General features: G+C 41.0%; 17 protein-coding genes and 1 pseudogene. 5 read left to right on the top strand and 13 right to left on the bottom strand.

All coding sequences use genetic code 11. The features are described 5' to 3' along the window. Positions 1 to 63 precede the first annotated feature (63 nt). From N3A72_06615 to metG, 5 genes are all read right to left on the bottom strand, one after another. Positions 64 to 879, bottom strand: a complete 816-nt coding sequence (locus tag N3A72_06615) for an alpha/beta hydrolase (protein ID MCX7919268.1) — start codon at positions 877 to 879, stop codon at positions 64 to 66. A 40-nt stretch (positions 880 to 919) separates the two neighbouring features. Beyond that, positions 920 to 1,936, bottom strand: a complete 1,017-nt coding sequence (locus tag N3A72_06610; GenBank protein ID MCX7919267.1) for a zinc-binding alcohol dehydrogenase — start codon at positions 1,934 to 1,936, stop codon at positions 920 to 922. Between the two features lie 131 nt (positions 1,937 to 2,067). Then, entirely contained in the window at positions 2,068 to 2,919 is an 852-nt protein-coding gene (locus N3A72_06605; protein ID MCX7919266.1) for a carbohydrate ABC transporter permease, read from the bottom strand. Between the two features lie 79 nt (positions 2,920 to 2,998). Next, positions 2,999 to 5,263, bottom strand: coding sequence for an extracellular solute-binding protein (locus N3A72_06600; GenBank protein MCX7919265.1), 2,265 nt, complete (start codon positions 5,261 to 5,263; stop codon positions 2,999 to 3,001). A 57-nt stretch (positions 5,264 to 5,320) separates the two neighbouring features. Continuing rightward, positions 5,321 to 5,641 (bottom strand): methionine--tRNA ligase subunit beta, encoded by a 321-nt coding sequence (metG, locus tag N3A72_06595; GenBank protein MCX7919264.1) that lies wholly within the window; start codon positions 5,639 to 5,641, stop codon positions 5,321 to 5,323. Between the two features lie 221 nt (positions 5,642 to 5,862). On the opposite strand from metG, the gene N3A72_06590 reads away from it, so the two are divergent. Further along, positions 5,863 to 6,924, top strand: a complete 1,062-nt coding sequence (locus tag N3A72_06590; GenBank protein MCX7919263.1) for a radical SAM protein — start codon at positions 5,863 to 5,865, stop codon at positions 6,922 to 6,924. Between the two features lie 63 nt (positions 6,925 to 6,987). Here N3A72_06590 and N3A72_06585 read toward each other — a convergent pair whose 3' ends face one another. The 8 genes from N3A72_06585 to N3A72_06550 form a co-directional block, all read right to left on the bottom strand. Further along, on the bottom strand, positions 6,988 to 8,445 hold the full coding sequence (locus N3A72_06585) for an RtcB family protein (protein ID MCX7919262.1): 1,458 nt from the start codon (positions 8,443 to 8,445) through the stop codon (positions 6,988 to 6,990). A 241-nt stretch (positions 8,446 to 8,686) separates the two neighbouring features. Then, complete coding sequence (gene dnaE, locus N3A72_06580; GenBank protein ID MCX7919261.1) at positions 8,687 to 12,169, bottom strand: DNA polymerase III subunit alpha; 3,483 nt, start codon at positions 12,167 to 12,169, stop codon at positions 8,687 to 8,689. Between the two features lie 73 nt (positions 12,170 to 12,242). Next, positions 12,243 to 13,775, bottom strand: coding sequence for a YifB family Mg chelatase-like AAA ATPase (locus N3A72_06575; protein MCX7919260.1), 1,533 nt, complete (start codon positions 13,773 to 13,775; stop codon positions 12,243 to 12,245). A 68-nt stretch (positions 13,776 to 13,843) separates the two neighbouring features. Then, positions 13,844 to 14,872 (bottom strand): hypothetical protein, encoded by a 1,029-nt coding sequence (locus tag N3A72_06570; protein ID MCX7919259.1) that lies wholly within the window; start codon positions 14,870 to 14,872, stop codon positions 13,844 to 13,846. Positions 14,873 to 14,946: 74 nt separating this feature from the next. After that, entirely contained in the window at positions 14,947 to 15,921 is a 975-nt protein-coding gene (gene corA, locus N3A72_06565; GenBank protein ID MCX7919258.1) for a magnesium/cobalt transporter CorA, read from the bottom strand. Between the two features lie 58 nt (positions 15,922 to 15,979). Then, complete coding sequence (argS, locus tag N3A72_06560) at positions 15,980 to 17,653, bottom strand: arginine--tRNA ligase (protein ID MCX7919257.1); 1,674 nt, start codon at positions 17,651 to 17,653, stop codon at positions 15,980 to 15,982. Positions 17,654 to 17,790: 137 nt separating this feature from the next. Next, complete coding sequence (locus N3A72_06555; GenBank protein MCX7919256.1) at positions 17,791 to 19,065, bottom strand: N-acetylmuramoyl-L-alanine amidase; 1,275 nt, start codon at positions 19,063 to 19,065, stop codon at positions 17,791 to 17,793. Positions 19,066 to 19,275: 210 nt separating this feature from the next. After that, a complete protein-coding gene (locus N3A72_06550) occupies positions 19,276 to 20,115 on the bottom strand; it encodes a sigma-70 family RNA polymerase sigma factor (protein ID MCX7919255.1) in 840 nt (279 codons plus the stop codon). 322 nt (positions 20,116 to 20,437) lie between these two features. On the opposite strand from N3A72_06550, the pseudogene N3A72_06545 reads away from it, so the two are divergent. From N3A72_06545 to N3A72_06530, 4 genes and pseudogenes are all read left to right on the top strand, one after another. Beyond that, a pseudogene (locus N3A72_06545) lies at positions 20,438 to 20,533 on the top strand (prepilin-type N-terminal cleavage/methylation domain-containing protein). Between the two features lie 85 nt (positions 20,534 to 20,618). After that, complete coding sequence (locus N3A72_06540; GenBank protein MCX7919254.1) at positions 20,619 to 21,032, top strand: hypothetical protein; 414 nt, start codon at positions 20,619 to 20,621, stop codon at positions 21,030 to 21,032. A gap of 117 nt (positions 21,033 to 21,149) precedes the next feature. Next, positions 21,150 to 22,868, top strand: a complete 1,719-nt coding sequence (locus N3A72_06535) for a hypothetical protein (protein MCX7919253.1) — start codon at positions 21,150 to 21,152, stop codon at positions 22,866 to 22,868. Between the two features lie 158 nt (positions 22,869 to 23,026). After that, a complete protein-coding gene (locus tag N3A72_06530; protein MCX7919252.1) occupies positions 23,027 to 24,775 on the top strand; it encodes a hypothetical protein in 1,749 nt (582 codons plus the stop codon). Positions 24,776 to 24,827 lie beyond the last annotated feature (52 nt).

Genomic DNA, 24,827 nt, shown 5'->3' with positions numbered 1-24,827 from the left:
TCCTCTAGTCTTTCAGTTTATATGTAACATTTCTTTATAACTATTCCCCAAATAGACTGTTAGCTAGTTAAAAACTGTGGGTAAACTTTTATGGGGTTTATCTCTTGTAGATAACTCTATCAACCAATTAATAGTAATATCAATAACCTTATCTTCAGTTTCTTTTCCGCTAAAACCATGGTCTGAACCCTCGATAGTAAATAAATCACAATACCGATTTTGTAGCGCTGCATCTCGAGAAATAGAGTAAGGAACACAGGAGTCACAATCACCATGAACAATCATCGTTGGTATAGATGATTCCAAGAAATAACGAGAAGGATCTAACCATTTCATTTCTTCCCAGAGAACTCGACCGAATTCAAATGTACCGTTAAGCAAGATGAAACCGTCGGATATCAATTTGCTTACATTTTCATTATTGAAATATTTCTTGCCCCAAGGAACCTCCGGATGAATGAACGTTCGTTGCAAATCAAGTACCGGATTCCAAAATGCAATCCCTTGAATATGGTGTTTAATGAAGGGAATTGATAGACAGGTCGAAACTGCACCAAAACTTATAGCTATTATCGCTATAGGCAGATTGAATGCTTGTAATGTAAAATCGATAACTGCTTGCAGGTCGAGCATTTCCCCTGCGATGGTCATACCTCGTTGCGTACCCCCGCTTTTCCCATGTCCTCGATAAGAAAAACGAAGAACAGTAAACCGAGTTTTAGTTAGTTTCTCCGCAAGATGCAATAAGATTCCTTCATCCATACTCGCGGTGATTCCATGCGCGAGAATGATACAACCACGAGGAGTATCCTGTTGTACACGATGGATAGCAGCTTCAAGCATAATCCCATCAGTTGATTTAATGGTAATGATTTCCATAGGAAAATTTTCTTCGGATGATAAATTCTTTTAGTATTCCTTAATACTTTATAACTATACCCAATATATTCTGAGTTCCGGTTAACAGTTGTTCGTATACCTCCGGAATTTTAGCTAGTGGATACTCGCTACTGATTAACGGTGTGACTTTAATCAATCCCTTGGATAATAATCGGATAAACTCTTGCATGTTCCGATGTTCAGTCCAGCGAACATATCCATAAGGATAATCAACCCCATCTTTTTCATACCGTGGGTCATACCGACCAGCACCGGCTGCCCGAGAAATCAGCACCGCAGCTTCTTTAGCAAAAAACTGGTCACGATTGATTTCTAACGGCAGAACGCCAACAATAACGATTTTCCCACGGAACCGAACTGCATCAAACGCTTGTTCAAGAGGTTTTTTTGAGTTCGTCGCTAAACAGAGCAACACGGCATCTACTCCTTGTCCATCGGTATACGCTTTAATCTGGTTTAGATAGTTATCATCGGCCGGATTGAGTGCATCATCTGCCCCCAGTTGTTTCGCTAACTGCAACCGTTCAGGATTTAAATCAGCAACAATCGTTTTAACTCCAGCCGCTACGCAAACCTGGCTTACCATCTGACCAATAAGACCTAATCCGACAACTAACGCAGATTCACCAAATCGCAACCCAGATTGTCGAACGCCATGGATAGCAATCGTTCCCATAGCGATAAACGCAGCATCGCGCGTAGATACATGTTCCGGTATCGGGCAGTATAAATGTTTGGGAACGGATAAAATTTCCGCATGATGAACATACGGTGCCCCGTAACAGGCAACACGGTCACCTGGTTTAACATTGGTAATTTCTGTACCAACCTCTAACACAGTTCCAGCTTCACTATATCCAAGCGGAATGACTGATTGCGGAGGATTATTTCGCGCCGCTCGAATCATCAGTGTTTCGGTTCCCACGCTAATCGTCCCGTATTCCACCTTAACTAAAATTCGATTATTCTCCAATTTCGGTGGCTCAATTTGACGAATCGCTATTTTTCCTTCCTGATTAACAACGATTTGATGCATTCGGTTATTCATATTATTTTATTTCACAGAAAAACGCCATGAAACGCAACGACTCCACTCGCACAAAATATGGGGTATCTTTACGTTCCTAGCGTCTTCTTTTATACCTTTATATTTTTGCAAGGAAACTTTTAACCTTTCAAACCGGTCATTACTATCCCCTTAATAAAATATCGTTGGGCAGCGATAAAGATAATTAGAACTGGTAAGAGAACAACGAGTGATGCTGCCATAAGATGATGGTATTCTGTCTGATATAATCCTTGGAAAACCTGCAGACCGAGCGCTAACGTTTTCTTATCCGCACTCCGCAGATACACTAACGGTCCCCAGAAGTCGTTCCAGTTCCAGATGAAACTGAAAATAAGCACGGTGGCGAGAACCGGTTTCGATAACGGTAGAATAATGGTTGAATAGATGCGAAAAGAGCTGCAACCATCAATCCGTGCCGCTTCATCTAAATCTATCGGGATGGTTCTAAAGAATTGACGGAGTAAGAAGATAAAAAATGCGCTGCCGCCGAAAAATGCCGGAATAACTAAGGGGTAAAACGTATCAATCCATCCGAGTTGCTGGAAAAGAATGAACCGTGGAATTTCGGTAACCATCGCTGGGAGCATCATGGTGCTTAAAACTAAAAAGAATAAGAATTCCCGCCCCGGAAACCGCAATCTTGCAAATCCGAACGCAACTAGTGAACAAGACAGTATTTGACCGAGCAAGGAAAACCCCGTTATCGTTAACGTATTCCGCAGGAGAACCGGAAAATCCATCATTGATAATGCCCGAACGAAATTTTCCGGTCGTAATGGATGCGGTATCCACACCATGGGTAGTTTACTTAACTGGGAATATTCCATCAACGAGGTGCGTACCATCCAATAGAACGGCAGGAGATAGAGAATGGCACCTAACGACAATATAATAATCACGATGCTATGCGCTATCTTTATTCTATATTTTTTACTTTCTATCCAGACCATGGTAAAACAGTGGTTAGTAGCAAAGAGTCAATGAACAGAGTAACGTGTATTCATTCTCCTGGTTACTATCCACTCGATGTTATGTTTGTTCATAATGTACCCAACGTTGGGCAAGCTTAAAATTGAGTAACGTCAACCCTAAAATAACTAAAAATAAAAACCATGCCATCGCACATGCTTGTCCCATAATGAGATACCGGAACGCATTCCGATAAAGATATAGTACATACACTAACGTTGAATTCGCGGGACCACCAGGTTCAATTGATGCGCCACCGCTAGTCATCACATAAACTGCAGTAAATACTTGGAACGACCCGATTATTGCCATAATCAGATTAAAGAAAATCGCTGGACTTAACATCGGAATCGTAACGTTCCGAAACCGCTGCCATATATTTGCACCGTCTAAATCCGCAGCTTCATAAAGTTGTTCTGGGATACCTTGTAATCCTGCTAGATAAATGAGCATCGGTCCACCGAGACTTCCCCAAACAGACATAATCATTACTGCCGGCATAGCCCACTTAGGCGAGGTTAACCAACCAAGCGGTTCGATACCAAACCAACTTAGAACATAATTAATCAACCCGATATCTGGATTAAACAACCACCGCCACAATAAACTGATTGCAACTCCGGAAGTTACCGCTGGTAAATAGTAGATAACGCGAAAGATATAACTCCCACGAATTTTTACATTAAGCAGCATAGCAAGGAGAAGCGATAAAATCAAACTCAGTGGTACCGTGATTACACTATAATAGATGGTATTAATCAAGGATTTTTGGAAAATCGGGTCTGCAAATAATTTTTTAAAATTTGTTAAACCAACCCAACGTGGGGCAGTAAGAATATCATATTCAGCAAAACTTAAGAGAAATGAAGCGATGACTGGAGCGAACGTAAAAACGATAAATCCGATTAACCAGGGAGATATAAATAGATATCCTTCTACCCATGGATACCAACGCCGTACAATTACAATCCCCATAAAAATTATTCCTGCAAACATAACGAGATATGGAATAAATTGCGCACTTTTTTCAACGAGAACCCGTTTCCCGGTATAAACTGGTTTTGGTCGGTTGCGAAATTCATCGAGAAACTTATTAGCCTTCTGCTCAATCTGTAACAAACCTTGTTCCGGAGTAATTCGTTGAGTTCGAATATTTTCATTAACCGAATCCCAGATACGAGATAGAAATTCGGTTTTCCAAGGTTTATCCGGAATATCAATGGTTGAATATGCTACAGCATCAATAAATATTCGAATCGATTGCGGGGGTGGACTCATAAAACAGTTCGGATCGAATGCGACTTCTCTCGTTCCCGGAACGCAGTTTTTTTGTTTGCCAAGTAATCGTTGTCCCTCTGCACTCGAATAGAATTTAACGAATTCCCAGGTTTCATTCGGATGTTTACTTTCGCGAGCAATGCAATGCCCGCCAACAGCAAGTATAGAATATCGGATTTTCCCTTTTGGCGTAGGAGCAATATCCCAATCTGCATCTTTCATCGTTTCAGATAATCGCGCTAATTGCCAGGTTCGACCAATGAAAAATGCGATTCGGTCATTTTCAAATAGTTGCATTTCATTCGTATCTTGAATCTGTTGCGTAGTCGGGGTCATTTTTCCATACAAACTCATTGCCCAGGTTACCGCTTGTAATGCTTCCGGTGAATTGATAATACATCGGGTTGCATCGTCATTAAATATACGTCCACCGAACGATGGAATTAGCAATCGAAAATCTGGGATCAAGGTTCCAAATTGGTCTATTTTCCCGTCGCCGTTCGTGTCTTTGGTCAAAATTTTTGCTGCTTGTTTATACGTATCCCAAGTCCAGCTTTCATCCGGGTAAGGGATTCCGGCTTTATCAAACAACTTTTTATTATAAAACAGAGCGTTTGTAGAAAAATGGATTGGATAGGCATAGAGATGACCGTCAAATGTTAACGTCGTAGTTAATTGCGAGAAAAACCCTGAAAAGTCTATACTATCCCGGGCAACATAAGGGTCAAGATTCAGCAACCCTTGTTTTGCCACGAGTTGGGCGAGAAATTCCGTGGTAACATACATTACATCCGGAGGAGTTCCCGCGGCCATATCCGTGAGAAAAATACGGGAAGCTTCCGAATTTGGTTCAAGCTGAACTTTTATATGGGGGAATCGTCGTTCAAATTCAGCAATAATTTTTTTAACACCTAGAATCTGCTGATATGAAGTCTCAAAAGTAAGATAGCGTATAGTAACTTTTTTACTGGTCGGTTCAGAAAGTACCAACGAATGATGAAAAAGGTAACTACTAACGATAATTAATGCAATGATACATCTTCGCATGGATAGTTTTCTCGTTCCAATTAAATAATATCACATTACTATTTTTTCCTGGCTTATTTATTTAACCGTTGACCCCGGAGGTACAGGTTTTTCTGTAGTTAAAATGACTGGCGCACCGTTAACAGTTGCAGCGAGAATCATACCGTTCGATTCGACTCCGCGAATCGTGCGCGGTTCAAGGTTGGCTAACAGAACCATATCTTTTCCTATGAGTTGGTCCGGTGTATATTGTTGCGCAATTCCGGCAACTACTTGACGGATTTCATTACCTAAATCAATTTTCAGCAATAATAATTTATCTGCCCCGGCAACTTTTTCCGCAGCCACCACTTTCCCAACCCGAATATCAAGTTTCATAAAATCATCATAGGTTATCATAAGTTATTATATATGATAGATTTTAGATAGCAGAATGCTGTTTGATTAATTTCTGAATCTAAAATTCCCCACTCCTTACATTGACATAAATTTGCTAATTATCCTACTATATTATTCTAAATCTGGTCAATAACGTAATTGACGGATAATTACATAAATAAATTAAATGATTCTATATAGAGAACCTACAGTGTTACACTATTATTACGCCATTTATACCGATGCTAAATTTTTTTAAAAAAAACAAAATTACCTTGCCCCAATATCTAAACTTATTACCGTCGTATTACTGCAATGCTCGATGCGTAATCTGCAATATCTGGCAAAAGAATCCGCAAACGTTACAGCGAAAATCAGAAGAATTATCTATCGAGTTCTATAACCGATTATTTGCTGATCCGTGGTTACGAGAGATTAAGCATATAACCATCAGCGGGGGAGAACCATTTTTATATCCGCAACTGGTTGAGCTTGTTAAACTGATTCCAAACCATATCGTTGTGGCAATCGCTACCAACGCAACCGTTCCTTTGTCTATCGTTACCCCCAAGCTCTATGAGTTCGTTCACCGAGATAAATTATATCTCCAGATTTCGTTAGATGGCTCGGAATCGGTGCATAACCAACTTCGCGGGTTACCGAATGCATATCAAACCGCCATGGAATATATCGCACTCCTGAAACAATTAAGTATCCGATTCTATTTTTCTACCGTTATTAATACCAAGAATTATGCGGAGTTGGAACAAATATACTTGTTGGCAAAACAATTTGATACGTTCGTTCAATTCAATCCGATTCATCCCGGAGATTATTACCATCATCCGAAATTGACCGAATTATCGAATTGGTCAGAACCGCAGATTCAATGCATTGAAGAGCAACTAAACCGGATTGTTCCGGATTTAATCCAACGGGAGAAAATATATCCAGATGAAATAAGGTTCTATCGCCAACTACCGAATTATTTAAGAAGCAAGAACATCGATTATCCAAAATGTTATGCTGGGAGTATAGCGTTCTATTTAGACCCGTATGGTTCGATTTACCCTTGTCCAGTTTTCTGGAGAGAGATGGGAAATATTAAAACTGATAATCCGATTAAGGTCTGGAAAAGCGGACAAGCGGAAAAAGTTCGGCGAGAAATTGCGCGATTCACCTGCGGAAAGTGCTGGCATATTTGCCAGATGCCACTCAACTTATGGTTACGTGAACAATCTCTATCCCAAAGTCAAAATAAGCCATTATCCGCAATTACACAAAGAAATCAACACACGCAATAAAAACAATTAACGATGTTCTTTGCGAACTTTTCGTAACCACAGCGCGTCTCAGCGGGAATCAAGTTATCCTTTCACGACGCCAATTGGTCGTAATTTTGCGACTTTACTACTTAATCCCGCTTGATGAACAACCTCGACTACTCGCGAAACATCTTTATATGCTTCTGGTGTTTCTTCAGCGAGAGTCCATCGGCCAACACTACGAACCACGATTCCTTTATCTTCGAGTTCGCGTTTTAATGCGCGACCAGCAGTAAACCGTTTTGCTGCTTCTCGACTCATGGCGCGGCCGGCTCCATGGCACGTTGACCCGAACGTTTCCTCCATCGCTTTCGGTAGTCCAACTAAAACATACGATGCCCGACCCATATCTCCTGGAACCAGCACGGGTTGACCTACTGCCGAATATCGAGCCGGAATCTGTGGATGACCAGCAGGAAATGCTCGCGTTGCTCCTTTTCGATGTACACAAACCGTCATTTTTTTGCCGGCAACAGTATGTTCTTCAATTTTCGCAATGTTATGGCAGAGATCGTAGACTAATTCAAACCCTAATTCCCGCGGGGATATATTAAAATACCGTAAAAAAGTTTCTCGAACTAAATGAGTTAATACCTCTCGGTTGGTCATCCCAAAATTTGCTGCTGCTGCCATTGCAGCTAAATATCTTTTTCCTTCCGGAGATGAAATCGGAGCACACGCGAGTTGCGAATCCGGTAATTTGATTTGATATTTACTCGATGCTTCCCGCATGACCTGAAGAAAATCAGTACATACCTGATGCCCGAGCCCACGAGAACCAGAATGTAACATCACAGTTAGCAACCCGACTTCAAGACCAAATGCACGGGCCGCAATCGGATCATAAATCTCTTCAACCTCTTGAATTTCAAGAAAATGGTTTCCTGCTCCTAAGGTACCAAGTTGGTCATATCCGCGTTCTCGCGCTTGTTTACTAACTTGTTCCGGATCAGCGCCAGGAATACAACCGGAATCTTCAATCACGTCAATATCCGCAGCTTCACCTAACCCATGTTCTACTGCCCAGCGCACACCTTTTCTAAATATTGCATCCATATCAGATTGGGTTAACTTAATTTTCCCAGAACGACCTACCCCACAAGGAACATTGTGGAACAGCGCTTCAACCAAATTCGGTATTTTTGATTTAACCTCTGCTACTGTCAAATTGGTTCGAATTAACCGAATCCCACAGGAAATATCATAACCAACTCCACCAGGAGAAATAACCCCTTCATTTAAATCCGTTGCTGCAACCCCGCCAATAGGAAATCCATATCCCCAATGGATATCAGGCATTGCATAAGATGCGGTAACTATTCCAGGTAAATGAGCGACATTTGAAACTTGGACCGGAGCTTGGTCTGTTTGCATCGCTGTGAATAATTGGTCATCAGCATAAATTATTCCGGGAACCCGCATACCCGGATATTGTTCTTTAGGTATACGCCACCGATACGCATCTAATCGTTCAATATACAGTTCTTGTTTTGTTTTCATAGCGAAAGTTGATTTTTCATAAAGGGTACAACATCAACTCAATACCCTAAAATAGTTGAATAGTGCGATTTAAAAAGTGATATATTAATTATAGTTTATCACTATTTATCTGATTCTGCAATATTATCATGTCACCTAACTAAATGTAGATAGTTTCTAGTCTAGTTGTTTTGTAACTATACCCGAAGAGTTTTAACTTGCGATGCAGTGGATGTTAGTAAAAGAATTAGGATAGAATCTCTCATTGTTTATTTACTACTCGAATCTGAGTCGAGCTAAACAACGATGTCGTATCAACGAGTTCACAATTCTGAATAGGCGGTGAGAAGTCAGATAATAACTTTTGGATTAGCCATGGCGTTGCCATAAGCTTAAGTCGAAGGAGTTTGCCATAAAAACCATCGGTTCGGATTCGACCAGCCACAGTGATGGTTACGGGATTCGTTCCTCGATGTTGACGAAATAAGGTATAAAGTGATTTCAATTGTTTCCGATTGAATTCAGTCTTACTTTCGATCAGAATAGTGCCCTGAAGTTGCTTGCTAATTGCTGATAAATCAAATAGTTGGTGAACCGTTACAGTAGGTCGGTCGTCAGTTCTCTCAATTGAAATGCAAACTAACAGTGGTCGATCTTGTTCAATGAGAGACCGATATCGGTTAAACTGTTTCGCATTTAAACTTAATCGAATGATGCCAGTATCATCTTCTAAATAGAGATGGATATTGAGTTTCCCTTTTTTAGCCGATGTCGTATATTCTGCTATGGTTCCAGCAAGATAATAAGGTCCGGTATTTTTTGCGGTAAATCGTGGAATAGTACAAATCGGTTTAATACCAATCCGAGTTAAAAAATCTTGATATGGAGCTAACGGGGAAGCGGATAAATAAATGCCAGTTGCTTGTTTTTCAAAGGCTAGTCGTTCAGCGAGTGTAAATTCCTCAAGGTCAGGATAGGGATCGGTAATGCTTTCTTCTGCAACCGTGTAAGCACTTACATCGAATAACGTATTGCTTGAATCTAAGCTGGCATAATGCCGCGCTTGTTTAACCGTATCTTCTAATATTGCTAACAACTGTGCTCGGTATCGGACTAAAGAATCACAGGCTCCCGCACGGATTAAATTTTCGATAATTCGCTGCGTTACCAGATTAGGATTAGTTCTCCGACAGAAATCAAATAATGATGTATACCGTTTATTACCTCGAGCGCTAATAATATTTTCTGCTACTTTTTCTCCCACCCCGTTAACCAGCATTAGTCCGAATCGGAGTGCGCCATCTTCCAATATCAATGATGCCTGGCTATGATTAATATCTGGCCCGCGAACCGTAATGCCAAGCCGTTTTGTTTCATTAACATACCGATTTACTCGAACCTTAGAGCTTTCATAGTGCTGAAGTAATCCATAGAAGTATTCTACCGGATAATTCTTTTTAAGTTGCGCACAGCGTAAACTTAATTCAAGTACTGCGATGAGTTCAGGTTTTGTTACCGTATTCCCAGTTTCAGTTATTAGGAACTGCCAAACTTTTTCTCCGATGAAGTCAGTAAACCCTGCTTGGTTCCCTGCACGGAGAAACTGATTTCGAATTTCGTCTGCTTTTCGGATTTTGGGTTTGCTTAAGAGATGCTGGACAATTTCGTGTACTCCTCGCGGGTCTAACCCGGTAAATGTTTTTACTAAATCGTAAACTTGCTCTTTAAATAAAATCATTCCACGCGTGGAATGAAGAATTTGTTTTGTTGCACTATGTAACGTATTCAGCGCTTTATTTGGTTTTGTGCCGGTAAGAAAATCAGCGATGAGTTTTCCGGACGGATATCCGCAGCGGTGCAGTGCAATTGCGGTAAGCAGTTCGGTGAAATTTCGTGGACTCAACTCTGGTAATAATGAGCGAATTGATGAACTATCTAAGTGTGGAAGACCAACGGTTTCAGCATTTCGAATCATTTTAAATAACCGTTTATCTTCCAAATCAAACGAAAAAAGGTCTAGGGAAATAGCATGGCGTTTTTTGACCTGTGCTAATGTATCTGCGATTGCTGCTAATAAGGGTTGACTGCGTAATTCAATGCCAAACAGTTTAACCCGAGGAACCATCTCTGCTGGATATTGGAGATAGATATTATGTTCTTCTCGATAAGATAGCGGGTAATTTGCAAATAAGGGATCTCGAGCGATGACTACCAAGCGAGGATTGATTTCCTGTGCCAGATAAACATGTTGTAACGATTTGACTGCGTTGCATAAAAGTAGGAGTTCCTGATTATCAGCGATTTTTCTCGCTAATTCTTTCTCTTGGGCAATAATACTTTCAACGGTCATTTTAGTTCTACTAGAGAAATACGGCAGTATCGAATGCAATGTTTCCGGAGAGATGCGGAGTAACGCTGCAGCTTCTGATAACCACCGGGTTAACGAATTAGAAGTATACTGGATTGTTCCTCCAATATGGGCAGCTCCGTATCGGTTTTTACAATACGCTAATACGGCATCTTTTTCCCGACCATCAAACTCGAATTCGACCATTGGATACGGTTGCGTATTTCCAAAAAAATAAAAGTCATATCCGAGCTGGTATTTCACTACATCAAGGCGCGTGATATCAAGGACATAGTTTACGAGACTATAACTTAATGCGGTCCGGTCGAGCGAAAATTGAGATTGTCTTTCCCGCATAAACCGGCAAATATCCCAGAGTAACAATGTATAATCTATCCATCCTTTTTTTCGAATCAATCCAAATTCTTCATTTAACCGCTGCCGTAATGCTAGCGTTGGTTTATGATATTTTTGCGTTAACCCACGTTGGCAGAGTTCCCATAGATAAGATTCAGTATCATATCCGGTTGGTACAGGAAAATAGGGCATCTGATGCACAGTATGCGGATGATAATGTTCACAACGTTCTGCAATCCATCGTGTATTTTCAACTGCTTCCGGTGCCGCAGGAAATATCGCTTGCATTTCTGCGCCAGTTTTAACATAGCGGTCTGGAACCATTGGCAATATTAACGATACGCCGGTTTTCATAGAATTTAATAAGCGAGAAGCAACCGCATCTTCAGCCGTTAAATAATGGACATTGTTTGTTGCAACTAATGGGAGAGCATATTGGTGGGCAAGCGCAATTAATCCCGCATTCATCACCTCCCGATCCGGCTCATTTTCTCCGATTAATTCTAAATAAAAATTTTTATCCTTAAATAAGCTATTGAACTGACTCACCGCTTCACTAGCAAGCGTAAGTTGATTCTGGCGTAATCGAAACGCAATTTCGCTTTTATAACCTCCGCTTAAAATAATGAGCCCATCCTGATGTTGGATAATATAGGAGATAGATATCGGTCCTTTCTTCAATGAAGCAAGCTGGTTCGCTTGGTTAACGATCCGGACGAGATTCTTAAATCCAACAGCGTTAGTAGCTAAGAGGATTAAAGAATAAATATGTTTCGGTCGTTCTGAAATGGTACTCTGATTCTGGATAGGTGATTCCTGCAGAATTGAGCCAACATCAACTTGTGCACCGAAAATAGGTTTTAAATCATACTGTTCAGCGTATTGCATTAATTCCGGCACCGCCGCTAAACTCTGATAATCAGTGATGGCAATAGCGCGCATTCCGAGTTCTCGGACTCGTGCACAAAGTGATTCTACGGTAGTTAATCCGTTTCGTAAACTATATTGTGTATGAACATGAAGATGAACAAATTGATCCATAGCTTGAAAACCACATACACATACTGAATATTGATAAGAGAAGCAAATCTTTTGTTCTTCCGTTTTTCAGGTTTTATATGAGTTGTTTATCTAAACTCCTATATTGTATTGCTTCGGATAGATGACTAACCGTAATATGTTCCTTTCCCTCTAAATCCGCAATAGTCCTAGCTACTTTCAGAACCCGGTCATACGCGCGAGCGCTTAATCCTAACCGGGTAGTAGCTAACTCTAACAAATTGAGACAGGCAGCATCGAGTCGGCAATAATTCTTAATATCTTTTGGCGTCATTTGTGCATTACAATAAACCCCTTTACGACCAGCAAACCGTTGCGTTTGCAGTTTTCGGGCAGCAGTAGTTCGTTCTCGGATTGTTGCAGACGCTTCACCGGTACGTTCTCTAGATAACTCGGTTGCTTTCACTGATGGGACCTCGATATGGATATCAATGCGGTCAAGCAATGGACCGGATATTCGAGATAGATACCGTTGAATTTGACTAGGACTACATTGACATACTTTTGAAGTATCCGTAGCATTCCCGCACGGACACGGGTTCATTGCACCAATGAGCATAAATCGACTCGGGAAAACAACGGTTGATGCTGCACGAGAAACTGTTACCATCCCTTCCTCTAATGGCTGACGCAACGCTTCGAGTACATTCCGTTTAAATTCTGGTAGTTCATCTAAAAAAAGAACACCGTTATGTGCTAAACTAATTTCACCAGGACGGGGATACTGTCCGCCACCAATCAATCCAGCATCGCTAATGGTGTGATGTGGATTCCGGAACGGTCGGGTTGCAAGTAGTGCGGCTTTTGGTGGCATTAGTCCGGCAATACTGTGGATTTTTGTAGTTTCAATAGCTTCCTCTAACGACATTAATGGTAGAATGGTAGGAACACGTTTAGCCAACATCGTTTTGCCTGACCCCGGCGGCCCGAGCATAAGGATATTATGCCCGCCAGCAGCCGCAACTTCTAACGCACGTTTAGCGTGTTCCTGTCCTTTAACATCCATAAAATCGACCGAATATGTTGCAGATTCGGTAAATACTTCTGTCAAATTGATTGTATGCGCGGAAATAGACTCCGGATGGTGTAAGAATTCCGCTGCTTCTCGCAATGTTTTGCACGTATATGTTGCGATACCTTTTACCACCGCAGCTTCATTCGCATTTTCTACCGGAACAATAATTCCCTTAAAACCGTTCTGTTGTGCAGCTACTGCTATGGAAAGCGCACCACGTATCGGTCGAATTTCCCCGTTCATAGAAAGTTCACCCAGGAAGAGGAATTCAGGCAAGTGAGCAGAATTAATCTGTTCACTCATCGCTAAAATACCAATCGCTAGTGGTAAATCAAATCCGGAACCTTCTTTACGAACATCTGCTGGAGCAAGGTTAGCAGTAAATCGTCCTTTTGGAAAAAAGAATCCAGAGTTTTTAATCGCAAATTTCACCCGTTCCCGACTTTCTTTAACTGCGGTATCCGGTAAACCGACCGTAGAAAATTTAGTATCGCCCCGTTCGATATCAACTTCGACTTCGACAATGTATGCATCGATACCTAAAATTGCAGCACTGTTAACTTTCGCCAACATAAAAAATCAATATCAACGGATTTAAACGGATACAATCTGATAAAAACTATCCGTCTGAATCCATAGTTTTAATCCGATTGTATTATTGTTGATGAATCTAACCAAACTTTCGCTTGTATGCTCACTTGATAAAATCCGGTAACCATATATTCTGACGGCGGGTTAACCAGAAATATACGCCCAGTAACCGTCGGTTTATTACCTAGTTGCGGGGCTATCGCAATTGCTTTCAATACCACTTGGCGATACGCTTCATGTAACGCGTGCGCTTTATAATCCGATTGTTTGTCGATCGCAACATTTGCGAACCCGTCAAATATCGGTAAATTGTCTGGGATACTAAATAACAACGATGATGATGGCGCTTGCACTTGCAGTTTGATTGCGTATCCTAGCTGTTCTACTTTTTGCTGTGCTAAAACCTTTATTTTATAATGGGGTAATTCTCCGGGAGGATATATTTTTACTTTTCCTTTTGAGACGCTAAACCCGATTCCTACCGCGTCGCCAAACGCTTTTTTTAATGCATCCAGTTTCGCTTCTACCAAGGCAGATTTCGTTTTTTCACGGGTACTCCCGTTCGCTGGATATGCGCCAAATCCATATAAAATTAATGTAGCGAGTTGCTCTTTCTTAGTCAGTTTGAGTTGCGCTTTAGCAGCCTCTTTATTTTCCGGGGTTATATCCAACCCTAATTTTTCTTCCGACTGATTTAATTGAGCAATTTGCTGCTGTTCCGTTTTCTCCAGTTTTTCTCGTGCTATGCGGTATTTTTCTTTCGCTTCTTTAGAATTAGGATATAAGGTTAATGCTTCAGCATAATATTCCAAGCCTTTCTGAACATCGTTACGCATAACGTAAAAATCACCGCGCAGAATCAGATTTTTATCCGGCGTATCTCGGCCAACCTGTGCAATAGATTTTTTCGTTATCGACATCGACCCAAACTGAGTTTCTATCACCAGATGCTTGGCATCTTCAGCAATAATCACACAGGATAACCTAGTGCCATCTTTCATCACCAAGGTATCCGCCAATAACGTTGACGAAAGTAGTAGGCATAAAAAAAGGATTCCAATGAATAAAGATGGTTTCATACTTTTATTTTTAGAAGATGTTGGGAGAAGACGTTTTTCAATGTATACACTTCGTATTACGGTGTATCGTTCGATTACAGCCATTTTTTCCTATGGAAGTAATACAGCATTCCAAGTGCAATAATTGCCATAACTGTTAATACCATAGGATATCCATATTTCCATTTTAGCTCTGGGAAAAATTCAAAATTCATTCCATAGATACTTGAAATCAAAGTCAACGGCATCATAATGGTTGCAATAATCGTTAGCGTTTTCATAATCGAGTTCAACTGATTTGAGGTAACCGATAGATAAGCTTCCAAAGCGCTAGAAATAATTTCGCGATAGGTGTCTATGGTATCAACCATCCGAAATAAATGGTCATACACGTCACGGAAGTATACTAAAGTTGTTGTCTGAATAAACGGGAAATCACGACGGGTTAGTAGATTAATTATTTCCCGTTGCGGATTAATGGTTTTGCGAAATGCAATCAGATTCCGTTTTAAGGTAAAAATTTGGTTTAGCAGCTGCGTAGTCGGTGAAGTGAATACTAAATCTTCAATCTTATCAATTTGTTCATCCATCTGGTCGATGATAGGAAAATAACTATCTACCATCGAATCTAGTAATAGATGCAGGAGATAATCCGGACCTTTTTTCATCACATCTTGTTTCTCTTTACAACGCGCTTTGGTAGTAGTGATATTGCGTAACGGTTCATCATGTACCGTTACGATAAAATTTTTTCCGATAAAAATATCCAACTCTGCAAAGCTTAATCCTTTATTTGGTTCTGGGTCATAAGAGATGGAATGGAATACAATGAAACAATAATTCGGGAATTCTTCTAGCTTCGGCCGATTCTGAGGAAAAATACAATCTTCGATGGATAATGGATGAAAGTCAAATTCTTGCACTAAAATATCGATTTCCATATCATCCGGTGCTTCTAAATCGAGCCATAAAACGCTGTCCGGTGAATCAAGCGCACGCCGAATCGCTGACCGTTCCAATTGATTAAACCGAACTCCCTCGACTGGATGATATACAAATATCGTATGCATAATTTGATTAGTTTATATAGTTATGCCGAACATTGTCAAGTAAGTAATAACCTTTTTATTACATTTTTTCCGGTGCAGAAATCCCTATCAAGGTAAAAGCATTCAGGAGTACAATTTGAATCGCTTGCATCAACATCAATCGAGCGTTCGTTAATTCGCGATTATCTGAAATCACCCGATGGTGATTATAATAATAATGAAATCTATCCGCTAGCTGCATGAGATAATGCGGGATCCGATGCGGGTCATAATTCACCGCTGCCTGTTCGACCATTTCCGGATAATTCCCCAGAAGTTTAATCAACTCAATTTCTTCTCCTTGCGTAAGCAGCGTTAAATCCGTTTCTGATAATTTCGGGATTGGAATATTTCTTTCTTTCGCTTGATTGAATATACTACATATCCGAGCATGAACATATTGGACATAATATACTGGATTTTCATTCGTCTGCTGTTTAGCGAGTTCTAAATCGAAATCAAGATGACTATCCGTGCTGCGCAGTAAAAAGAAAAATTTTGCCGCATCAACTCCGACTTCTGCAATCAAATCCGCTAGCGTTTCAATAGCTCCCGCCCGTTTCGACATTTTTACCTTTTCCCCAGCACGCAATAAGTTCACCTGCTGGACAATGATGATTTCTAACTGGTCTGGCGGATAACCCAGCGCTTGCATTGCTGCTTTCGTTCGCAGGATATGTCCGTGGTGGTCTGGTCCCCAGAGGTCAATGAGCAATTCGAATCCGCGATCGAATTTATTGAGGTGATATGCAATATCCGCCAGCAGGTAGGTCGGGCTACCATCACTTTTGATTAATACCCGATCCTTTTCATCCCCAAATATACTCGATTTAAACCAGAGCGCACCGTCGGCAGTGTAGGTATAATTCCGTTCTTGCAAAATGCGAAGCACGGTATCGAGTTTTTTTTCCTGATGCAACTTGCTTTCGTGAAACCAGCAATCGAATTCTACACCGAATCGTTTTAAATCACGGTATTGTTGGTTGAGAATTTTCTCTAACCCGATTTCGATAAAAATTGATAGTGGAATTTCTTGCGGATGTCGATATTGCTGTAACCGCGGGTCAGTTTTTATTTCTTCTGCAATTTCTTTTAAATATTCGCCATGGTATCCTTCTTTTGGCAATTCGGTTTGAATACCCAATGTTTCCAAATATCGCGACCGTAATGAAGCGCCAAATAAATTTATTTGATTTCCGGCATCGTTGATGTATGATTCTTTATGCACCGAATATCCAACTGCGGTGAGTAAATTCGCGAGCGTATTTCCAACCGCAGCAGCTCGTGCGTTAACCACATTAAGCGGTCCCGTCGGATTAGCGCTCACAAATTCAATGATGACCCGTTTATTGTTTCCGCGGTTTGATTTCCCATAGTGTGATCCCACTTGCACAATACGAGTGATTATTTCTGTAAAGAGATTGGGTTTAATATAAAAATTAATAAATCCTGCGCCAGCGACTTCTACTTTTTCTAACTGGTCTAATTTCTGGTTCAGAATTTCGTCTCTGATAAGTTCAGCTATTGTGCGCGGTGGTTGTTTTAACCATTTTGCTAACTGGAAAGCAAGGTTCGAGGAAAAGTCCCCATGGGCTAATTCTCGGGGTTGTTCAACAGTAATAAACGGTGAACAATCAACCGGGATTTTCCCCGTTTCTTTTAATCTCTGTATTGTCGTTTGCAATAATTCAATCAGCTGCGATTTTATTTCCATAGTCGAATCAATAATTGGATGAATTCATAGTATGAGTTCTATGAGCTTATCTACTGGTAACCGAAAAAAAATAAATGTTCAATCGTTTCAAATACAATTACAATTTTATCAGATACGAAAAAATTTACTAGGTTATGTTATGATGATGAAGTTATGATTGGTTCGTTTTCCGGACGAAAATAGAAATAGGTATAAATCGCATCCGCTAATTTATCGGTTATCGTTTCTTTAAAACCATCATCCTGCAATAGACTTGCTTCATACGGATTGGTAATAAAAGCTACTTCAAACAACACACTCGGTGTTGGAACTTTCAGAACGGCAAACCGCGCACTTTTTACCCCGCGACTAACTAACATCGGCATCTGTTTGATATTTTTTAATACCATCCCCGCTAGGATACTGCTTTCATTGACCAGACCGCGCATAACCATTTCCGCAAGTACTCCGTTTAATAACGGGTCTTCGACCCGACTCTCCGATGCCAGCCCTAAATCCGCTTCATTTTCATATTTCGCTACCAATTCCGCAGCTTCATCTGTTGCCCCGCCGAAATTAAGAAAATAGATTTCTGTACCCCGGGCATCGCGATTCCAAGAGTATGCCGGCGCATTCTGATGGATACTGATAAAGATGATATCTACTTTCTTATCCGTTCGTTTTGAGTTTAGTTCATTGACTAATTCTGCGGTTATTTGTTGCCGTTTGCTTAAAGATACATAATAGTCTCCGTCTCGGGTTAACACGGCTCGCATATTTGGCATAGCATCAATTTTCTTTTTAAGCCGAAACGCTAAATCCAAATTAACATCTTTTTCCTTTAATCCGTTATATCCGATAGCGCCATAATCAAACCCGCCATGACCAGGGTCAATGATTACCAACTTCCCGTTGGTAGTTTTCTCCCAGTTTTGCAATTCCGTGACATCAATTTTTTTTACCCGTAACGATTCCGGTCGTACAACATTGATAATCAATAATTCGGGTTTATTCTGATACTTACCGGTTTTTTTCATTTCATATTCTGTTGGCACCGTGAATAAAATGGTTACTACACATCCATTTCCTTCTGGCACAACGTTAATTGAATCGATTAATCCATCCGCTACATAAATATTTTTTTTCCCTTCTTTATACGGGGCATTTTCCGTTTGCAATACGAGCCCCATTTTACCCGAAATATCCCGAGTACGATATACCACGGTTCCTTTAAAATCTAGAGTTATATTAGTATCTTCCGGACCAGGCCAATATCGAATTTCTTCAATCATTGGCTTGACTACTGGAGCTCGAGTGGGAACAGGTTTTTTCTTTTTCGGCGCGGTCGCGGCTAAGCCTTCCCCGATAAAAGATAGTGAATTGCTTAATATTAATGAAATTAGACCGAGTATATAAAATGTTTTCCGTAGCATACGCATAATTGAGGTAATTATTTTACTGCTATGTACCAGAATTAACAAGATTTTGTTTACGTTATTTTCAATTTTCCATCAATCAACCAGACGGTATTACAGGGTAAGATGTTCTAAACAGTAGTTTTTCTTCTTGAAGGCATTACTCAATCTATGTTGAGGACAAAGTTGATATGGGGTTAATACCGTGGTGGTTATGGTGGGATAAAATTACACCGTCGGCTGGAGTTGTTTACAACCGGAATAACGGCGGAGTTTAGCTACCGCTGCTTGTTCAATGCGACGAACACCTTCCTGACTTATTCCCATTCGTTTACTGATAACCCGCAAACTTTTAGCGATACCGTCTTCAAAGCCAAACCGGTTAATCAGAATTTTCTTTTCTCGCTCGGATAAATGGTTCAATATGGTATATAATTTATCGCGTAACTGTGTTCGGGCTGCATAGTCGCGTGGTAGTTCGAATTCATCATCTTCAAACATATCACCAAGCCGATTGCCATTTTCGTCCAGCGGCGTATCTAGTGATACCGACGGGTCTTTATAATTCATGAGCGATTTAACTTGCGCTAGTGAAATATGGAAATGTTGTGCTATTTCTGCATCGGTTGGATACCGTGCATGCAGTAACCAGAACTGTTCGCGGTATTGTTCAAGTTTCGCTACTGCACGGAATTTCCGAACTGGCAGCCGTATGGTTCGTGCTTTTTTCGCGATTGCGCGCTGGATAGCTTGTCGAATCCAATATGCACTAAAGGTAGAAAAGCGATATCCTAACGCGGGATTAAATCGTTCTACCGCTTCAATGAGTCCGATATTACCTTCCTGAATTAAATCGAGAAGTGACATTGAAAAACAACGGTAACTTTTAGCTATTTTAACGACGAACCGCAGGTTTGCTTCAATAAATTTTTTCCGCGCTTGTTCATCTCCTTGCTGGATTAAAAATGCAAGTTGTTTTTCTTCCTTAGCGGAAAGTAACGGAGTCATATTAATCTGTTTGAGGTAGGTTTCGAGAGATTTTTGCGAGTCGTTTAGGAACATAGACATAAAAGCAATAATTAATTTATAGTTTTTCTACCAATTTAGAAAGCAGATATTATGCCATTATGTTTAATTTTTATTTAACCCTTTTAATACCAATAATTTATATAAAATTAATCAGTATTACCCGTGATTTTTAAAATCAAAATAAACTGAAATTTTGCGCAATATTTTGCACGGTTGCGCAGGTTTTGTTACAGCTGAAATTTTTTTAAAAGCAAAGATAGTAGTCTATTAATTAATTTTTATTTGACGAAATAACTCGATTTGTGCTAATAATACATATCAAACATTCCATAAAAAATAAACAATGCGAGGTGAAGATAAAATGCAAAAAAATAAAAGTTATGGATTTACGTTAATTGAATTATTAATTGTCGTTGCGATTATTGCGATACTTGCGGCAATCGCTATCCCGAATTTTCTCGCAGCACAGGTGCGCGCGAAAGTCTCCCGTGCAAAAGGAGAAATGCGAACAATCGGAACAGCACTCGAAGCTTATTATACCGATGCGAACCAGTATCCGATGTGGTATATTCCATGGATACCCCAATTCGAATATTCCAGTTTCAAAACGACTCAACTGTTTAACCACGCCGGTTGCGTATATTACCAAAATCCCGAAACCAGACCCGTTTGTTCCACAACGAGAAGTCGGCGGACCATACGGTGCCGATGTGTATGATACCTACGATTATTGCGATGAACAAACCCAACGTGACCGTGGATTTAGCTGGGCACCGGGATTATATCAGCGGGCATGGCGATTAAGTAGTGCCGGACCGGATTTGAAACAGGATTATGCTTGGGAATTTTATGACCCGACGAATGGCACCGTCAGTAACGGCGATATATTACGACTAGGACCAGTTGGCAAGTATCCTGACCGATGGGGTGAACCACCAGCTCCTGCAGGATATTAAATTTTTAGAAATTAATTGCTTATTGTTGTAAAAAAGACTTGACAAAATTTAGAATAGGGAGTAAACTTATTTTGTTAAATTATTCACTCTAAAATCAGAAAGGAGGGAAAATTTACAATGAGCAAAAAGATTTTAGTATTTACAGTAATGTTATGTCTCATAAGTGTATCAGGGTTTGCTATAACTTTTACACGACACACCACTGGTTATCTACCGTATCCTACCCAAATGCACGGATTGGTTATGGGTCCAAGTGGTTATGCCTATGTTCTTGGTGGGAATAGCGTAGCACTAGGTGATATGTATAATGTTTTTTATGCACCAGTTAATTCGGATGGTAGTGTCGGCCCATGGTCACAAGCTACAGCTTTTCCTGTGCCGAGTAATGACCCTGGAACATATCCATTAGCTGCATATATTGAATTCTCATGTTTTGAAGCCAATGGCTATGTGTATCGTATTGGTGGTGGTTGGAACGTAGGTAACGCCAATGGCGCTAATAACGGGGATTCACTATGGGGTAAAATTGAACCTGGTGGTAATATCACTAGTTGGGGAGTTCGTTCTCCGTTTCCAACTGGGATAGGTACCGGTGGACTCTGGGGCCCCGCAACGTATGCAACTATCAACGGAACAACCTATGTTTATGCTGTTTCCGGTCAGGCGGATGACGGTTCTCGAACTCCAAAAGTATTTATGTCGGTGGTCAATCCAGCAACCGGCGCGTTGAGTCCTTGGACGGAAGTTGCCAATATTCCAGCTGGAATGTGGTTTAATGCCGCTATCGCTGTGCAGAACAAACTCTATACTTTCGGTGGACTGACTACCGGTAGTTCAGGTACCGGTTCACATAATAATATTTATAAAACCACCATTAATCCTGACGGAACATTGCAACCATGGTCAACAGATACATTGCCCTTAATCATGTGGGGAATTTATGGTGGTGCTGTTGCATATTCTAAGCATGATGTTTTTTTAATTGGCGGGAGACGAAACACTGGAAGCGGTGCTTTTGCTCAGCCGACTATATACCGCGCCCCGATTTCACCCTCTGGCGACATTGGTACCTTTACTATCGATGGGTTAATGGCTATCGGGAGTTCTACTACGGGATATTATTATAGCCCTGCGGTGATTGCTACTGTCAATAAACAGCAACGAGTATATCTTATCGGCGGGCGATGCAATTTACCATTTACGAGCACCAGAAATACGAATAATCCTGATTTTGGTACTGATGGATACGGTTTAAGTTCAGCGGTGTTTTATAGCGAGGTTATCTACACGCTACCGTCAGCAAGTGGACCAACTGCTTTAGGTTCAAGTTCAACAGCAATTTATACTGTGAGTAACGGAACCGGTCCTTATATTTGGACTAGCAGTAACCCAGCAGTTGCGCAAGTGATTAGCTACGGAGGTAATTCTGCAATTGTTCAAGCGCTATTGTCTGGTTCAGCTAGTATAACCGTAGCTGACGCGTATAATGACACCGATACTGTTATTGTTAGTGTATCTGGTACAGATCCGTTAACATTGAATCCTTCTATTCCTCAGCTGATGAATCCTGGCGGAACAAAGAATTTCACGGCTAGTGGCGGAACTGGTAACTTCACCTGGGCATTGAGTAATGATACTGTAGGTTACCTTAGTTCGACAACTGGTGCCACGGTAACGTTCACGGCAACAGGGTCAGGATCGGTTGACTTAACGGTGAGCGACCCAGGCCCTCCAGCACAACAGAAAACAGTTACTATTACCGTCGTTCCAACATCTGCCCCGTTGTTTAAAGAAGCTGAATCGAAAAGATATATCCGATTCGAGTTGTTTGATTAAAAGCAACCGATGGTATCCAGATAGTAATGTAGCGGAGAAATTGGTAATAACCAGTTTCTCCGCTTTTTTTTAATAAAAAAGATTGACAAAATTAGGTATAAAGTGTAAACTATAAATAGAAATTTTATCTAAATCACGAAAGGAGGGAGATATAACTAATGAAAAAACAAATTATTATATCAATCATTCTGTTTTCGATTATTGCCGGAAGTACATTTGCGAATGTTATGCCGTTTGGGATAACTATCAGTACTACTGGCGGTAACCTGGAAATTGTTTACCGGTTAAACGAAACCTGCAGTGCAGTAACCGTCCAAATTTATGGACCATTGCCTTCAACAACGATTGTTCAATCGTTACCAGGAACAACCAATTTCGGCGCAAATACTGTTACCTGGGCGTGGGCAAACGGAGGTCTCTTGCCTACCGGAACGTTCGGAGTTAAAGTTCATGCAGTAGATAATGTCGGTCATTCAAGCTGGGATCTGTTAACGAACGATGCGAATACCACGCTACATTTTGAATATCCACGCGGGGTAGCAGTAAATAAGAACAACGGAAGTCCATATTTCGGGATGATTTATCTTGCTAACGGAAGAAACGGGACTACCTATGGTGGTAAACCATGTTATGACGGTGTTTATGGATTCTATCCTGACTTATCCGACCCGATTGGAGCGCTCAATACTACTCGCACCGGCAATGTAAACTGGGGTCTTAGCGCAAATAGTCCCTATCATCTGTTTGTTGGTCCGGATGACAAACTCTGGATTGCAGATTGGTCAGATGCCCATTCCGGAGTATGGCGAGCAGAAGCGGATTTATCTGGTTCTTGGGTCGAAATCCTTGATAATACCGGTCGAACACCGTCAGGATTAGTACCAAATATTCACGGAAGTGTTGCTGGTGTCTGGGTGGAAGGAACCGGCACGAATACGGTTCTATATACTCAAGATGAAGATTATCCTGACAATACTGAACCACGCGCTAGAAGTATTTGGAAATATAATATTGGAAACGGACCTTTCCCGTGGACTGGTGCACCAACTGTAGTTATTGATGATGCGAATTTTACTACGCCACCTGGGACGAGCGGCGGTATTTTGATTAATGATGCTCCGGGAACAATACGTCGAGATAGCGCCGGAAGATGGTATGTAGCGAATTATCGTTCTGCGGGAACAGATTGTCCGTCAATTGTCGTATTTAGCCCTAATGGCCAATCAATCTACTGGGATTCGATTTCTACCGGAAATGGCGGAACCACGCCTGACCCACTCCGTGATTGCCGTGGTGGGTTCATTCTTGACGAAGCACATAATCGGTTAATTGTTGGAGCGAGTACAAACATTGATACAGGTGGATTCGTTGTAGTTCCGCTCCCATTACCTGTTGGTAATTTGAGTTCGGTAACTACGATTGTTAAATGGAATGGACCTTACGGTACCGCTGCTCCCCGAGGACCGGATTGTGATGCCGCAGGAAATATTTATCTCGCCTGTAACATCAACGAAGTATTGCGTATCTATTCGCCACCGGATGGACCGAATTCGTTTACGACAGTAGCGGGATATACGATAGATAACGGGGTGGTATTTGCAGTAACCCCAGTCAGTCCGATAACGATATCAGTCGGCCAGAATAAACAGTTTACTGCAAGTGGTGGTAAACCGCCATATACTTGGTCGTTAAGTACGACTGGCGTTGGTTCACTCGATACTACGGAAGGTGCAGTCGTAACCTTTACTGCGATAGCCGGTGGTTCAGTTGATTTAACCGTCGCTGATTCACGGACGCCGACCCCGCAGCAGATAATCATTTCGATTACGGTTCTCCCAACCGGCGCACCGTTATTCAACGAACGCGAATTGCGGAAGGATAATATCCGATTCGAACTGTTAGACTAGAGCAGTGTAAGGTGAATTTGGGTATGGAGGATAACGGAGAATTTCGGTTTAT

The organism is bacterium, from assembly GCA_026416715.1.
Lineage (GTDB): Bacteria > UBP4 > UBA4092 > JAOAEQ01 > JAOAEQ01 > JAOAEQ01.
The sequence above is the reverse complement of the archived record's forward strand: the minus strand, read 5'-3'. Positions and strand labels throughout refer to the sequence as shown.